The organism is Agrobacterium sp. BT-220-3 (assembly GCF_025910175.1).
Classification (GTDB): Bacteria; Pseudomonadota; Alphaproteobacteria; order Rhizobiales; family Rhizobiaceae; genus Agrobacterium; species Agrobacterium oryzihabitans.
Window position 1 is genome coordinate 137,052 of sequence record NZ_JAPAIX010000003.1, and the last position, 14,943, is coordinate 151,994.

At 60.3% G+C, this 14,943-nt stretch carries 12 protein-coding genes; 9 read left to right on the forward strand and 3 right to left on the reverse strand.

Features of this window, described 5'->3' with window-relative positions; all coding sequences use genetic code 11:
• Positions 1-108 precede the first annotated feature (108 nt).
• From OK142_RS11050 to OK142_RS11070, 5 genes are all read left to right on the forward strand, one after another.
• Entirely contained in the window at positions 109-1,179 is a 1,071-nt protein-coding gene (locus OK142_RS11050; RefSeq protein ID WP_082182657.1) for a lytic transglycosylase domain-containing protein, read from the forward strand.
• Between the two features lie 306 nt (positions 1,180-1,485).
• Positions 1,486-2,736: a BtaA family protein gene (locus OK142_RS11055; RefSeq protein WP_313609885.1), complete on the forward strand. Its 1,251-nt coding sequence runs from the start codon at positions 1,486-1,488 to the stop codon at positions 2,734-2,736.
• Positions 2,733-3,449 carry a class I SAM-dependent methyltransferase gene (locus tag OK142_RS11060; protein ID WP_216330010.1) on the forward strand — a complete coding sequence of 239 codons (717 nt, stop codon included), beginning with the start codon at positions 2,733-2,735 and terminating at the stop codon, positions 3,447-3,449. Before OK142_RS11055 ends, OK142_RS11060 begins: the two co-directional genes overlap by 4 nt.
• Positions 3,450-3,697: 248 nt before the next feature.
• Positions 3,698-4,477, forward strand: a complete 780-nt coding sequence (locus OK142_RS11065) for a glycoside hydrolase family 25 protein (protein ID WP_498682739.1) — start codon at positions 3,698-3,700, stop codon at positions 4,475-4,477.
• A gap of 122 nt (positions 4,478-4,599) precedes the next feature.
• Complete coding sequence (locus tag OK142_RS11070; RefSeq protein WP_498682741.1) at positions 4,600-5,826, forward strand: lytic murein transglycosylase; 1,227 nt, start codon at positions 4,600-4,602, stop codon at positions 5,824-5,826.
• A gap of 465 nt (positions 5,827-6,291) precedes the next feature.
• On the opposite strand, the gene metF is transcribed toward OK142_RS11070, so the two are convergent.
• The 3 genes from metF to ettA form a co-directional block, all read right to left on the reverse strand.
• Complete coding sequence (gene metF / locus OK142_RS11075) at positions 6,292-7,185, reverse strand: methylenetetrahydrofolate reductase [NAD(P)H] (RefSeq protein ID WP_498682743.1); 894 nt, start codon at positions 7,183-7,185, stop codon at positions 6,292-6,294.
• Position 7,186: 1 nt separating this feature from the next.
• Complete coding sequence (locus OK142_RS11080; RefSeq protein WP_035242208.1) at positions 7,187-8,200, reverse strand: ArsR/SmtB family transcription factor; 1,014 nt, start codon at positions 8,198-8,200, stop codon at positions 7,187-7,189.
• A gap of 164 nt (positions 8,201-8,364) precedes the next feature.
• On the reverse strand, positions 8,365-10,014 hold the full coding sequence (gene ettA, locus OK142_RS11085; protein WP_003494839.1) for an energy-dependent translational throttle protein EttA: 1,650 nt from the start codon (positions 10,012-10,014) through the stop codon (positions 8,365-8,367).
• A gap of 127 nt (positions 10,015-10,141) precedes the next feature.
• Between ettA and OK142_RS11090 the strand changes: the two genes are divergently transcribed.
• The 4 genes from OK142_RS11090 (at position 10,142) to OK142_RS11105 (ending at position 14,906) form a co-directional block, all read left to right on the forward strand.
• Positions 10,142-11,107, forward strand: a complete 966-nt coding sequence (locus tag OK142_RS11090; protein ID WP_498682746.1) for an alpha/beta fold hydrolase — start codon at positions 10,142-10,144, stop codon at positions 11,105-11,107.
• Between the two features lie 100 nt (positions 11,108-11,207).
• On the forward strand, positions 11,208-12,410 hold the full coding sequence (gene caiB, locus OK142_RS11095) for a succinate--glutarate CoA-transferase (RefSeq protein ID WP_498682748.1): 1,203 nt from the start codon (positions 11,208-11,210) through the stop codon (positions 12,408-12,410).
• Positions 12,407-14,074 carry a thiamine pyrophosphate-binding protein gene (locus tag OK142_RS11100; protein ID WP_498682750.1) on the forward strand — a complete coding sequence of 556 codons (1,668 nt, stop codon included), beginning with the start codon at positions 12,407-12,409 and terminating at the stop codon, positions 14,072-14,074. Before caiB ends, OK142_RS11100 begins: the two co-directional genes overlap by 4 nt.
• 67 nt (positions 14,075-14,141) lie before the next feature.
• Positions 14,142-14,906, forward strand: a complete 765-nt coding sequence (locus OK142_RS11105; protein WP_498682752.1) for a HugZ family pyridoxamine 5'-phosphate oxidase — start codon at positions 14,142-14,144, stop codon at positions 14,904-14,906.
• Positions 14,907-14,943 lie beyond the last annotated feature (37 nt).

Sequence of the window (14,943 nt, forward strand, 5' to 3'; positions counted from 1 at the left end):
TCCCGGCTTGCCGCTATCCTTACAATAGGTTAATGAAGGCTCGACGGGACACTGCCTGCTTCGCTTGACGCGGGGGTATCGAGAGACAGGCATAACGAAGGCGGCAACATGCGAAATTCGGGCAAATTCCGCGGAAGAAGTGCAGTTCTTCTGTCTTCCACCGTGGGCCTCGCACTGGCATTGGCTGGATGCACAAGTGTCGAATATACCGCCAAGGAAGGGCCGGACGGCCCGAAAATTGCGGCAGTCAACCCCACTGCCGCTCCTGCGCAGGCATCGACACAGCCGGCAACGGCTGAAACCGCAGCAGGCGTAACGCCGGCCGCACCGGCGACAGACGCCGCCACCGCTTCGCAACCTGCAACGCTTCCTACCGCCGTCGCCGTCAAGGGTGGCCGTGTGGCCCTGCCGCCAGCCTCTGAAATCGCAGCAGCAGCGGCGATCAGCGCCCAGATGCAGCAACCGGCAGAGATGGCGCTGGCGACCGTGACGACGTCCGCGCCGGCCACAGCGGCTGCTCTCGCACCCCATGCCGCAACGCCGGCAGCAACCGCGATCGAGACAGCTGGAGCCGCAGCACAATCGTCCACCCACAACGCCGCCGCCGATCTGCCGCAGGTGGTTGCCGTCAAGGGCAGCTTCCCGCCCGCGCCGCCGCCACCTGGCACCCCATCGATCGGCACCGAACTGACGGCCGAGCGCAAGGTCATTCCGCTGCCGAAGCCTGACAGCACGGTTCTCGCCTATGCCGCGGGCCCGACCAACGCCGCCCTTGCCGCCATCCGGCAGAATGAAACCGTGACGGCTCCTCTCAAGTCGGCACCGGCCGGGCGCGAAAAGCTGAGTGGGCTGATTTCGAAATATGCGGTCATGTATAATGTGCCGGAAGATCTGGTGCACCGCGTTGTCCAGCGTGAAAGCATGTACAATCCCGGCGCCTATAATGGCGGCCACTTCGGTCTGATGCAGATCAAGCACGCCACTGCCCGCTCCATGGGCTTTGATGGCCCCGCCTCCGGCCTGTTCGACGCCGAAACAAACCTCAAATACGCCGTCAAATATCTGCGTGGCGCATGGCTTGTGGCCGATAGCAACCGTGACAACGCAGTCCGTCTTTATGCACGCGGTTATTACTACGACGCCAAGCGCAAGGGCATGCTGCACGTTCTGCGCAAGTGATTGCTTCGAGGCTGCATCGGGAACACCATCCAGATCAGGCTGGTTTCTTGAGACTGGTGGCGAAAAGCGCCGAAAAACCTGTCCGTCATCCTCGGACTTGACCCGAGGATGACGATTTCGACGTACTCATGGATTCTCGGGTCAAGCCCGAGGATGACGTCACGACCGGTGAGAACACCCTCAGCGCACTGCAAAGTCGATCCGTTTCATGCGTCTTTTCGATTCGTTGCTTCCGCCCACAGCCCCTGTCATCAAACTGTAGCGTCACGGCTGTAGACGCCTCTCAATCGACTGAGAGGTGAACATATGACGAGTGCGGCACCCAAGACCGGCTTCAGCAAAAACACAAAACTGAAGTCCGCGCTGCTCCAGCACAAGGCACTCTCGAAAAGCGGTCTTTCCGAACGGTTCTTCGGCGTCCTGTTTTCCGGCCTCGTTTATCCGCAGATCTGGGAAGACCCGGAAATCGACATGGAAGCGATGGAGCTTGGCGAAGGCCACCGCATCGTCACCATCGGCTCGGGCGGCTGCAACATGCTGGCCTATCTCTCCCGCAATCCGGCCAGCATCGATGTGGTGGATTTGAACCCGCATCACATCGCCCTCAACAAGCTGAAGCTCGCCGCCTTCCGCCACCTTCCCGCCCATCAGGACGTCGTGCGCCAGTTCGGCCGCGCCAATACGCGCAGCAACAGCCGTGGTTATGACCGTTTCATCGCCGAGCATCTCGACGACACCACCAAAGCCTACTGGTCGAAGCGCACGTTGTCTGGCCGTCGCCGCATCACGGTCTTCGACAGGAATATCTACCGTACCGGCCTGCTTGGCCGTTTCATCGGCGCCGGCCACCTCATGGCGCGCCTGCACGGCGTCAAGCTGACGGAAATGGCCCAGAGCCGCTCGATTGCCGAACAGCGCCAGTTTTTCGACAGCAAGGTCGCGCCGCTATTCGACAAGCCCGTGGTACGCTGGCTGACGAAGCGCAAAAGCTCGCTTTTCGGCCTTGGCATTCCGCCCCGGCAATATGACGAACTGGCAAGCCTTTCGAACGACGGCACGGTTGCCTCCGTGCTCAAGGAGCGGCTGGAAAAGCTCGCCTGCAACTTCCCGCTCAGCGACAATTATTTCGCCTGGCAGGCCTTCGCGCGCCGTTATCCCGAGCCGCACGAGGGTGCCCTGCCCGCCTATCTCAAGCCGGAATATTACGAGACGATCCGCAACAACACCGCCCGCGTCGCCGTGCATCACGCCACCTATACCGAGCTTCTTTCCAAGAAGCCGGCAAACGGCGTCGACCGTTATATCCTCCTCGACGCGCAGGACTGGATGACGGATGTGCAGCTCAACGAATTGTGGTCGCAGATCAGCCGCACCGCCGCTCCCGGTGCGCGTGTCATCTTCCGCACCGCCGCCGAAAAGAGCGTCATCGAAGGCAGGCTCTCCACTGACATCCGCAACCAGTGGGTCTATCTCGAGGAGCGTTCCCAGGAACTGAACGCCATGGATCGCTCAGCCATCTATGGTGGCTTCCATATCTATCAGAGGGCTATGGCATGAAAACCGTCGGCGAGAATGTGGGTCTTGCAGATGAAGCCCATGCGGGCCTGATGGACCGCATGTATCGCCACCAGCGGCACATCTACGATATTACCCGCAAATATTACCTTCTCGGCCGTGACAGGACCATTTCCGGCCTGGACGTGCCGAAAGACGGCACGCTGCTTGAAATCGGCTGCGGCACCGGCCGCAACCTGCTTCTGGCCAGCCGGAAGTTTCCGCAGGCAAGATTGTTCGGCCTCGATATCTCCTCCGAAATGTTGCTGACCGCGTCCGAGAATTTTGCCGGCAAGGCAGAGCGACCCATTCTTCGTGTGGCCGACGCCACCGCTTTCCGCGCCGCCGAATTCGGCCAGCCCGACGGTTTCGACCGCGTCATGATCCCCTATGCGCTGTCGATGATACCGGATTGGGAAAAGGCGATCGAACAGGCCCTTTCCGCGCTCAAGCCCGGCGGCTCCCTGCATATTGTCGATTTCGGCCAGCAGGAACAATTGCCGAAGTGGTTCCGCACACTTCTGCAGGCATGGCTCACCCGTTTTCACGTCACGCCCCGTGCCAATCTTCGCTACGTCCTCGCCAATATGGCCGGCCGCTTTGATGGCAATCTCGAATTCGAAGAGATCGCTCGGGGTTATGCCTGGCGTGCCGTCATCACGCTCCCGGTAACCGAAACACAGCCGAAAATCAGTCGCATCCTCGCCGACGCCTGATCCTCGAAGAGCTTCCGGCGTCTCGGCAAAGGCAGGTGTGGTGCTGCGACCAGGGCTTTCCACTCGGGAATTCTTGCCGTCATCCCAGCCTTATGACTGCAAATCGCTTCAAATACAGCGGCTTGCGCGGTCGAAAAAAGCGGTTACCCCTTGCCATAACCGCTTGTTTACCATGTTATGGGTAAATCGGGAGATGCAGCGCGCCATTTGCGGCTGCGGGATGGGCAACACTTTCATTCAGGGTTCCAATGCGGCTGCGTTTATCGGCACTACTGTCGGCTTTGCTGTTGATCGGCGGCTGCACGTCCACGAGTTACGACCTGCTTGAAACCGCGTCCGTGTCCAAGCCGAAATTTTCCGATACCGATCCGCAGGATTTCGGCATGAACAACCCGCATCGCCACGAGGTGCACGGCATCGACGTGTCCAAGTGGAACGGTGATGTCGATTGGCGTACCGTGCGCAAATCCGGCGTTTCCTTCGTCTTCATCAAGGCGACGGAAGGGTCAGACCGCATCGATCCCAAATTCGGCGACCATTGGCGCAGCGCGGCAGCTGCAGATATTCTGCACGCGCCCTATCATTTCTATTATTTCTGCTCGACGGCAGACGCTCAGGCCGACTGGTTCATTCGCAACGTGCCGAAAGATGCCGTCACCCTGCCCCCGGTTCTAGACGTGGAGTGGAACCCCTCCTCGCCCACCTGCAAGACGCGCCCGGCACCTGGCATCGTTCGCGCGGAGATGCAGCGTTTCCTCGACCGCATCGAAGCCCACTACGGCAAGCGCCCGATCATCTATACCTCGGTCGACTTCCACCGCGACAATCTGGTCGGCCAGTTCCAGGATTACCATTTCTGGGTGCGCTCCGTCGCCGCCCATCCGGCCAAGATTTACGAGGACCGGAAATGGGCCTTCTGGCAATATACGGCAACCGGCGTCGTGCCCGGCGTCAACGGCCCAACGGACATCAATGTCTTTGCCGGTACGGAGAAAAATTGGCGTCAATGGATCGCTTCCGCCAAATAAGACGGCCAAGAAGCAACACTTTCGAAAAATCGGCGTTGTTCTGCAACGTCAGATCGCTCGGTCCGTTTTTTTGTCGCAAACATATGGGTAAAGCGGGCCAACAACCTATTGAGGAAATTCCCATGCCCACGTTCCGGTCGCGCAGCATCCTTTTTGCCGCCGCTCTCTCCCTTTTGTCTTCCAGCTCGGCTTTCGCCACGCCACCCGTTGCCTCGCCTGAGGATCCCAAGCAGGTGGCCTGCGGCGGCGATCTCGGCGCATTTCTTGAGGGCGTGAAAGCCGATGCCGCAGCCAAGGGCGTTCCAGCCGATGCGATCCAGAAGGCGCTCGCCGGCGCGCAGATCGACCCCAAGGTGCTGTCGCGTGACCGCGCCCAGGGCGTCTTCCGCCAGACCTTCCTGGAATTCTCCCAGCGTACCGTCAGCCAGGCCCGTCTCGATATCGGCCGCAAGAAGCTTCAGGAACTGTCCTCCACCTTTACCCGCGCTGAAAATGAATTCGGCGTACCGGCTGGCGTCATCGCCGCCTTCTGGGCCATGGAAACCGATTTCGGCGCCGTCCAGGGTGATTTCAACACCCGCAACGCGCTGGTGACCCTCTCCCATGATTGCCGCCGCCCGGAACTCTTCCGGCCGCAATTGCTGGCGCTCATCGAAATGGTCCAGCACGGCGATCTCGACCCCGCCGCCAATACTGGCGCATGGGCCGGTGAAATCGGCCAGGTACAGATGCTGCCGAAAGATATCATCGCTTTCGGCGTAGATGGCGACGGCGATGGCCATATCAACGTCAAGAGCAGCGGCCCGGATGCGATCCTGACGGCTGCAAAGTTCATCCAGCATCTCGGCTTCAAGAAGGGCGAACCCTGGATCCAGGAAGTCTCCGTGCCGGAAAACCTGCCGTGGGAAAAATCCGGCCTCGGTGGCTCGCTCACCGCCGGCGACTGGTTTGCGCTTGGCGTGACGCCGCGCGACGGCAACAGGAATTTCGCTTCCCTGCCCGCAGCCCTCATCATGCCGCAGGGCCGCAAGGGACCGACCTTCATCACCTACCCCAACTTCAACATCTATCTGGAATGGAACCAGTCGTTCATCTACACGACCTCGGCCGCCTATTTCGCCACCCGCCTGATGGGCGCCCCCGTCTATAACAAGGGGAACCCCGAGCCGGGCTTCGATGACGCGACCATGAAGGAACTTCAGACCAAGCTTGAAGCGCGCGGACACAATGTCGGCAAGGTGGATGGCATTCTCGGTTCCGGCACCCGCGTCGCTATCCAGAAGGAACAGCAGCGTCTCGGAATACCCGCAGATGGCTGGCCGTCTGCAGCACTTCTGCAGGCGCTTTAAGCAATCTTAACGGCGCTGTCAGGCCTTTAATCTATGGGCCGGAATCAAGGCGGAAATCGTTAATCTCGACCGGATGACTGGGGATAACACCCCGGTCATTTACTTTTTTTAAAGATATGAAGCACTGCGTGATAAGAAAATAATCATTTAATTTCAATTTGTTACGCGAGTATCCTTTTTACGCTGGGCCAAAGCGTGCTGCACTGCGTCACAGAAACCGCTTTTCAACTGCCACAAAACGGTCATATTATCGAACCTGTCAACAACAGGAGGCACCCATGGGACTTACAAAATCTCTCAATGCCTTGGCAGTCGGTTTGGCGTTTTTGTTCGTAGCGATGATGCTTTTCATCTGACGAGACGTGAAGACCAAACGCAATTAAGAACCGTAGATGACACGAATTTAAAAAGCGCAGGCCCCACGGGACCTGCGCTTTTTTCATGTCGGTAATCTGCTGGGTGAAGTCAGGCTGCGCTGCGGCGCAGACGCTCCAGACCGAGATTTTCAAGCACCGCATCGACCAGCGGCGCACGGTTCATGGTGTAGAGATGGAATTCGTTGACACCGCGCCGCTGAAGATCGGCGATCTGCTCGGCAGCGACCTCAGCGGCCACACGGGCGCGCCCTTCAATGTCATCGTCATAGCCTTCGAAACGCTCATCCAGGAAGCCGGGAACACTCGTACCGCAGCGGCCGGCGAAACGCTTGAGCTGGGTGAGGTTCTGGATCGGCATGATGCCAGGAACCACCGGAATGGTGATGCCAGCCGCTGTCACCCGCTCCATATAACGCTCGAACACGTCATTATCGAAGAAGAACTGTGTCAGCGCACGGGTAGCGCCATTATCCGCCTTGCGCTTCAGCATATCGATATCGACTGCCTCGCTCGCGCTTTCAGGGTGCTTTTCCGGATAGGCGGAAACGGAGACCTCGAAATCGCCGATCTCGCGCAGCCCCTTCACCAATGCGGCAGCGTTCTCATAACCTTCAGGATGCGGCTTGTAGGCCGTGCCGATGCCGGTCGAGGGATCGCCGCGCAGCGCCACGAAATGGCGAACGCCGGCATTGCGAAACTCCTCGACGACCTGATGCACATCGTCACGGCTGGCATCCACGCAGGTCAGATGCGCGGCGGTCGGCAGATGGCTGTCCCCGATCATCCGACGCACCGCATCCAGCGTCGGCGCCTTGGTGGATCCGCCAGCGCCATAGGTGACGGAGACGAAATCCGGGTTCCATTTTTTCAGCTCTTCAACCGTCTCCCAGAGGTGGGTTTCCATCTCGGGATTCTTGGGCGGGAAAAATTCGAAAGATAACCGGATATCGCCATCGCGGCGCGCGGTTTCCGACCTCAACATATCATGCCCTCCCGGAGCCAAGTAAAACCACCTCTTGCACCACATCGTCTGCCATCAGCAGCCGCTGGTCGCGGGCAACCCATATTGTCACGTCCAGAGATTCATCGGACGCTCGTTCAGAATGAAGATCGACGGCGCGCTCCAGAGAAAGCCCGGCCTTTTTCAGCCATTCTTCCATCAATGGATGCGAAAAGCCGAGCCGAACATGCGCATGTTCATCGCGCAGATATTCGAAGGAATGCGGCGCAAGATCGATGACGATCAGCCGGCCACCGGGACGCAGCATGCGTGCTGCCTCGGAAAGCGCGATCTCCGGCTGGTCGAGAAAATGCAGAACCTGATGGATGACGATAAGATCGAAATCCTGGCCCTCCAGCGGCAGGTTGAGAATATCGCCATGGCGAACGGATGCATTGATCACGCCCGCCTTGTCGAGATTGGCGCGCGCCACCGACAGCATGTCACGGCTGGCATCCACGCCGATTGCCCGGCGATAGATGCCGCTCAGAAGCTGGAGGATGCGGCCGGTGCCGGTGCCGAGATCGAGAAGCGAATCGATGGGCGTGGTGCCCACCAGCTTCAAGAGCGCGCCTTCCACGGCTTCGTCGCTCACATGCAGGCGGCGCAGCTCGTCCCAGGCGGATGCATTGCGGCTGAAATAATCCTGCGCCCGCTCCGCCCGCACCCGCTTGACGGCAGCAAGGCGCTCGCCATCGCGCTGGAGCACGGCGTCGGAGGGCGATGTAGCGCCAAGCAGCTGCCTGACGACGACGGCTGGCTCGCCATCCTGCCGCAAGCGGAAGTACGCCCAGGCCCCTTCCTGATAACGCTCGATCAGCCCTTCTTCCGTCAAGAGCTTGAGATGACGGGAGATGCGCGGCTGCGACTGGCCGAGAATTTCGGTAAGATCGGTGACTGTCAGATCGCCGGCCGCCAGAAGCGCCAGCAAGCGAAAGCGCGTCGGCTCTCCGGCCGCCTTCAAGAGATCCACCAATTTGTCCAAACCGAACGCCACGTCTGCCGCACCTCGCAAGCTAATCAACATATAAAGATATCTTTATGTCGATGCGACTTCGGATGCAAGCGCATTTTGCTGCTCGCTTTCCTTCGGTCCCATTTATTGCATGAGAAAAGGCCCGCTTTGGGGCGGGCCTTTTTTGATCGAATGCGTAAAAGGGATCAGCGCGTCAGGCGCTTGTAGCTCACGCGGCCGGGCTTGATGCTTTCCGGGCCGAGGCGGCGGACCTTGTCCTTTTCGTAGTCTTCGAAGTTGCCTTCGAACCATTCCACGTGGCTGTCACCCTCGAAAGAAAGGATGTGGGTTGCCAGACGGTCGAGGAACATGCGGTCGTGGCTGATGATAACGGCGCAGCCGGCGAAGGCTTCCAGCGCTTCTTCGAGCGCTGCCAGCGTTTCCGTATCAAGGTCGTTGGTCGGTTCGTCGAGCAGCAGAACGTTGCCGCCGGCCTTCAGCATCTTGGCGAGGTGCACGCGGTTACGCTGACCACCCGAGAGGTTGCCGACCTTCTGCTGCTGATCGCCGCCCTTGAAGTTGAAGGCGCCGCAATAGGCGCGCGAATTCACTTCGAACTTGCCGAGCTTGATGATGTCGTTGCCGCCGGAGATTTCCTCCCAGACGGTCTTGTCACCCGCCAGCGTATCGCGGCTCTGGTCGACATAACCGAGCTGCACCGTCTCACCAACCGTGACCGAACCGCTATCCGGCTGTTCCTGACCCGTGATCATCTTGAACAGCGTGGACTTACCCGCACCGTTCGGACCGATGACGCCGACGATGCCGCCGGGCGGCAGCTTGAAGGAAAGGTTTTCGATCAGCACGCGGTCGCCATAGGACTTGGTGAGGTTCTCGGCCTCGATAACCACGCGGCCGAGACGCTCTGCAACCGGAATGACGATCTGCGCATCGCCGGGACGGCGGTTTTCCGCCGCTTCAACGAGCTCGTCATAGGCCTTGATACGAGCCTTGGACTTCGTCTGGCGGGCCTTGGGGCTGGAGGCGATCCACTCGCTTTCGCGGCTGATGGCCTTCTGGCGGGAGGCATCTTCACGGGCTTCCTGCTGCATGCGCTTGGCTTTCGCCTGCAGGTAAGCGGAGTAGTTGCCTTCGTAAGGGATGCCGCGGCCACGGTCGAGCTCGAGAATCCAGCCCGTGACGTTGTCGAGGAAGTAGCGGTCGTGGGTGATCATCATCACGGCGCCGGGATAATCGCGCAGGTGCTTTTCAAGCCAGGCGATGGTTTCCGCGTCGAGGTGGTTGGTCGGTTCGTCGAGCAGCAGCAGGTCCGGCTGCGACAGCAGCAGACGGCAGAGCGCCACACGGCGGCGTTCACCGCCCGAAAGACCTGTAACGGCCGAGTCGCCGGGCGGGCAACGCAGGGCGTCCATGGCCATTTCAACCTGGTTTTCCAGATCCCACAGGTTCTGGCTGTCGATGATGTCCTGAAGCTTCGCGCCCTCATCCGCCGTTTCGTCGGAATAGTTCATCATCAATTCGTTGTAGCGGTCGACGATCGCCGTCTTGCTGGCCACGCCTTCCATGACGTTTTCCATCACGGTCTTGTTTTCGTCGAGCTTCGGCTCCTGCTCGAGATAACCGAGCGTAGCACCTTCGGCGAGCCAGGCCTCGCCGGTATATTCCTTGTCGAGGCCGGCCATGATTTTCAGAACAGTCGACTTACCGGCGCCGTTAGGGCCGAGGATACCGATCTTGGCGTCGGGGTAGAAGGAGAGATGAACGTTCTCCAGAACCTTCTTCGCGCCATAGGCCTTGTTCAGCCCGGCCATGTGATAGATGAATTGACGTGCCATTGTAGCGAATGCTCCACATCGGATTTTTAAGAGTACGTATCGGGAAATTTGCCGCTATGTAGGGTAAATAGGACCTTGGGGCAACCTCTGGCACGATTATGACCCCATGATTATGACAAGGGACATTATGGCAGGCGCGATAACGAACGACACGACGGACGACTTCGCCTTCGGCCGGATTGAAAGGCTGGAGGCCCCCTCCGGCGCATCCATCGCCTTTCGCCACCAGCCCTCCCTTCTTTCCCCGGCGCGCGGCGTGCTGATGATCTGCCATGGCCTTGTCGACCATGCCGGACGTTATCGCCGTCTTGCCGACGTCATGTCGAAGCAGGGTTTCGAAGTCTATGCGCACGATCACCGCGGCCATGGCCGCACGAAGGCTGCCGACGCGCCTCTCGGTCGCTTCGCCTGGAAAGACGGAGCCGGCAAGGTCGTCGCCGATGTCATGGCGATGCGGCGGATGGTCGGCGAAAGACATCCCGGCCTGCCGGTAATCCTGTTCGGCCATTCCATGGGCGGCCTCGTGGCCCTTAACACCGCCGTCAGCCACCCGGATGCCTTCGATGGTCTCTCCATCTGGAATTCCAACCTCAATCCCGGCTTCATGGGCCGTGTCGCGCAGGTTCTGCTGCGTCTCGAAAAGATGCTGAAAGGCTCGGATGTGCCGAGCGCCATTCTGCCGAAGGCAACCTTCCGCGCATGGAATGCCCGAATGCCGGAAAAACGCACCCATGCGGACTGGCTGAGCCACGACAAGGCGGCGGTGGACGCCTATGCGGAGGATCCACTTTGCCAGTTCGAGGCCAGCGTCTCTCTCTGGCAGGATGTTTTCCAACTTTCCTATCGCGGGCCAAGACTCATCGAGCGCCTGCCGAAAACCCTGCCGCTGCTGCTCGTCAGCGGTGATCAGGACGCCGCCACCAATGATGGCAGGGAAATCGTCTGGCTTGCCGAGCGCTTTCGCCAGGCGGGTTTCAGCCATGTCGAACATACGATCTATCGGGGCATGCGGCACGAGACGCTGAACGAGATCGGCTGGCAGGCCGTCGCGGCGGACTTTGCCGCCTGGTGCGGCCGCATCGTCGGCGATTGAGGGGCCTTTGCCGAAACGGAATAAGTCCATGAGATAAAATCACATGCGACGCGGCAAGCAGCGGTCTATAAACCGGCAGACACAAAATACCGGGGGACCGATGACCGACATGCCGAACAGGAAACCGCCGCTATCAGGCATTCGCGTCATCGAGCTGGCGCGGGTTCTGGCCGGTCCCTGGGCAGGGCAGGTGCTGGCCGATATGGGTGCCGACGTCATCAAGGTCGAAAACCCCGAGGGTGGCGACGACACCCGCACATGGGGACCGCCCTTTGTCGAAAGTACGGATGGCGAGAACCTCTCCGCCGCCTATTATCACGCCACCAATCGCGGCAAACGCTCCATCGTCGCCGATCTGAAGACACCGGAAGGCTGCGAGCTGGTGCGTCGGCTCGTGCGCACAGCCGATGTCGTCATCGAGAACTTCAAGCGCGGCGGACTTGCCAAATACGGCCTCGATTATGAGAGCCTGAGAGCGCTCAATCCGAAGCTGATCTATTGCTCGATCACCGGCTTCGGCCAGACCGGGCCCTATGCCGATTTCGCCGGATACGATTACATTGTGCAGGGCATGTCCGGTTTCATGTCGATCACCGGCGAGCCCGACGGCCAGCCGATGAAGGCAGGTGTGGCGGTTGCCGATATCTTCACCGGCATCTATTCCGTGTCAGCCATTCAGGCCGCACTGATCCACGCCATCCGTACCGGCGAAGGCCAGCATATCGATATGGCGCTTCTCGATGTGCAATCGGCCGTGCTCGCCAATCAGAACATGAATTACCTGATTTCCGGCAAGGCCCCGGTGAGGCTCGGCAACGCCCACCCGAACATCTCACCCTATGAAGTGGTGCCGACGGCCGATGGTTTTCTCATCCTTGCGGTCGGCAATGACGGCCAGTTCCGGCGTCTCTGCAACATTCTTGGCATCGGCGCGATTGCCGATGACGAGCGTTTTGCAACCAACAAGGCCCGCGTGGCGCACAAGCAGGACGTGCGACAGATCGTGTCCACCGAGACGCTGAAATGGCAGAAGCGCGATCTTCTGACCGCCTGCGAGAAAAATGCCGTGCCGGCCGGACCAATCAATTCCATCGAGGAAATGTTCGCCGACCCACAGGTGAAGGCCCGCGGCCTTCGCGTCGATCTCGAGGCACAGGATGGCACCGTCATCCCCGGCGTGCGGACACCCATTATCATGTCCCAGACCCCGTTGCATTACGAACGCCCGAGCCCGAAGCTCGGTGAGCATCAGGCACAGGTGCTGGCCGAACTGGAAAACATCGAAAGGACCACGACGCCATGAAAGGAACCGGAATGAAAAGAACCGGCGGAGAACTGATCGTCGAAGCGCTGAAAGCCAATGGCGTCTCCCGCGTTTCCTGCGTTCCGGGCGAAAGCTATCTGGCCGTGCTGGATGCGCTTTATGAAAGCGGCATCGAAACCGTGGTCTGCCGCCAGGAAGGCGGCGCCGCCATGATGGCCGACACCTGGGGTCGGCTGACCGGCGAACCCGGCATCTGCATGGTGACCCGCGGCCCGGGCGCGACCAACGCCTCGGCCGGGCTGCATATCGCAAGGCAGGATTCCATTCCGATGATCCTGTTCATCGGCCAGGTGCAGCGCGAGGCCCGCGAGCGCGAGGCGTTTCAGGAAGTGGAATATCGCCGCGCCTTCACCGAATTTGCCAAATGGGTGGGTGAAATCGATGATGCGCGCCGCATTCCGGAATTCGTTACCCGCGCCTTTGCCGTCGCCACCTCCGGCCGCCCCGGCCCCGTGGTGCTGACGCTGCCCGAAGACATGCTGGTGGAAGAGGTCGAGGCGCCGGAAGCAAAGCCCTATACGCCTGTGGAAGCGCATCCCGGTCCGTCGCAGATCGCCGCCTTCTCGAAAATGCTGGGCGAGGCCAAGCGGCCCATCTTCATCATCGGCGGCACGCGCTGGTCCGAGGAAAGCGTCGCAGGCTTCAAGGCATTTGTGGAAAAGAACAAACTGCCCGTTGGCTGTTCCTTCCGCCGCCAGATGCTGTTCGATCATTTGAGCCCATCATATGCGGGCGATGTCGGCATCGGCATCAACCCTGCCTTGGCGAAGGAGATCAAGGAAGCCGATCTCGTGGTGCTGCTCGGCGGCCGCCTCTCGGAAATGCCCTCCTCCGGCTATACGCTGCTCGACATTCCTTACCCGTCGCAGAAACTCGTCCACATTTATCCGGAAGCCGAAGAACTCGGCCACGTCTATCGTCCCGATCTCGCAATCTGCGCCTCGCCCGATGATTTCGTCGCCGCCCTTTCCTCCGTCACGCTTTCGGCCAATGCCGCCTGGGCGGACCGCACGGCCAGCATGCATTCGGCTTACCTCGCCTGGTCAACCCCACCGCAGACCGGCCCCGGCGCGGTGCAGATGGGTCCGATCATGGACTGGATCGAGGCCAATGTGCCCGATGATGCGATCTTCACCAACGGCGCGGGCAACTATGCCACCTGGGTCCATCGCTTCCACCGCTTCCGTCGCTTCAACACGCAATCGGCCCCGACATCAGGCTCGATGGGTTACGGCCTGCCGGCGGCGGTCGCCGCCAAGCATCTGTTCCCCGAGCGTGAGGTGATCTGCTTTGCCGGCGACGGCTGTTTCATGATGCATGGGCAGGAATTCATCACCGCCGTGCGGTACGGCCTGCCGATCATCACGGTACTGGTCAATAACGGCACTTACGGCACGATCCGTATGCATCAGGAGCGGGAATATCCCGGCCGTGTCAGCGGCACCGATCTTGTCAATCCGGATTTCAACGCCTTTGCCAAAGCCTATGGCGGCCACGGCGAAACGGTGGAAAGAACGCAAGACTTCGCCGCCGCCTTCGAACGGGCGCGGGCCAGCGGCAAGCCGGCCATCATCGAGGTGAAGCTGGATGCGGAAGCGATCACGCCGACGCGTACCCTGACGCAGATCAGGACCGGAAGCTGATATTACGCATGGACACGGCTCCGGCATGGTGTAAATCCTGACTGAAACTTACAGCTTAGGAAACGACATGTCGGATGCAGCCCCTCCCGTCATCACCCCGCGCGGCGCGAAAATCGAACCCTCGGCCGGTGCGCCTTTCGAGGCCGTGCGCGTGGCACGGGATGTGCTGCACACTTCCCGCACGGCAGCGCTTGCGACCCTCGATCCCGTCAGTGGTTATCCCTATACGACCGCCACCAATATCGGCATCGAACCGGATGGCACGCCGTTCTTCTTCGCGGCAGGGCTGACGCTGCATGCCCGCAACATGGAGGCGGACGCGCGCATCTCGCTGACGCTCGCCCCCTTCGGCAAGGGTGACGCGCTGACGCTGCCGCGGCTGACACTGGTGGGCAAGGCGGAACAAATCGGCCCGGATGAAGTGCCGCTCGCCATCGCGCGCTACATTGCCCGCTACCCCAAAGCGAAACTTTATCTCTCCCTTCCCGATACGAGGCTTTACCGGCTGCGGACGGAAGGTGTGCAGATCAATGGCGGCCCGGCCCGCAATGCCAGCAACATCACCCCAACCGATCTGCGCAGTGACCTTTCCGGCGCGGAACAGCTGATGGCGGTGGCATCGGATGAGGCGGCACGCCTCAACGCCATCAAGGGCGAGGCATCACGGCTGGCCACTCTAGCGGGCGCTAAAACCGGACGCTGGAAAATCACATCCATCGACCCCGATGGCATCGACCTCGCATCGAGCAGCGATCTGGCGAGGCTGTGGTTCGCGGAAAGGGTGAAGACGTTGAATCAGCTTGAGAAGGCACTCGCCCAACCGTTGAAGTGAAGGGCACAAGCGATTCATACGGAAAGAAAATCTGGTA

Excerpts from the sequence above, each read along its gene's own strand:
- OK142_RS11050 (WP_082182657.1), top strand. The coding sequence starts at position 109 with ATGCGAAATTCGGGCAAATTCCGCGGAAGAAGTGCAGTTCTTCTGTCT.
- OK142_RS11055 (WP_313609885.1), top strand. The coding sequence starts at position 1,486 with ATGACGAGTGCGGCACCCAAGACCGGCTTCAGCAAAAACACAAAACTG.
- OK142_RS11060 (WP_216330010.1), top strand. The coding sequence starts at position 2,733 with ATGAAAACCGTCGGCGAGAATGTGGGTCTTGCAGATGAAGCCCATGCG.
- OK142_RS11065 (WP_498682739.1), top strand. The coding sequence starts at position 3,698 with ATGCGGCTGCGTTTATCGGCACTACTGTCGGCTTTGCTGTTGATCGGC.
- OK142_RS11070 (WP_498682741.1), top strand. The coding sequence starts at position 4,600 with ATGCCCACGTTCCGGTCGCGCAGCATCCTTTTTGCCGCCGCTCTCTCC.
- metF (WP_498682743.1), bottom strand. The coding sequence starts at position 7,185 with ATGTTGAGGTCGGAAACCGCGCGCCGCGATGGCGATATCCGGTTATCT.
- ettA (WP_003494839.1), bottom strand. The coding sequence starts at position 10,014 with ATGGCACGTCAATTCATCTATCACATGGCCGGGCTGAACAAGGCCTAT.
- OK142_RS11090 (WP_498682746.1), top strand. The coding sequence starts at position 10,142 with ATGGCAGGCGCGATAACGAACGACACGACGGACGACTTCGCCTTCGGC.
- caiB (WP_498682748.1), top strand. The coding sequence starts at position 11,208 with ATGACCGACATGCCGAACAGGAAACCGCCGCTATCAGGCATTCGCGTC.
- OK142_RS11100 (WP_498682750.1), top strand. The coding sequence starts at position 12,407 with ATGAAAGGAACCGGAATGAAAAGAACCGGCGGAGAACTGATCGTCGAA.
- OK142_RS11105 (WP_498682752.1), top strand. The coding sequence starts at position 14,142 with ATGTCGGATGCAGCCCCTCCCGTCATCACCCCGCGCGGCGCGAAAATC.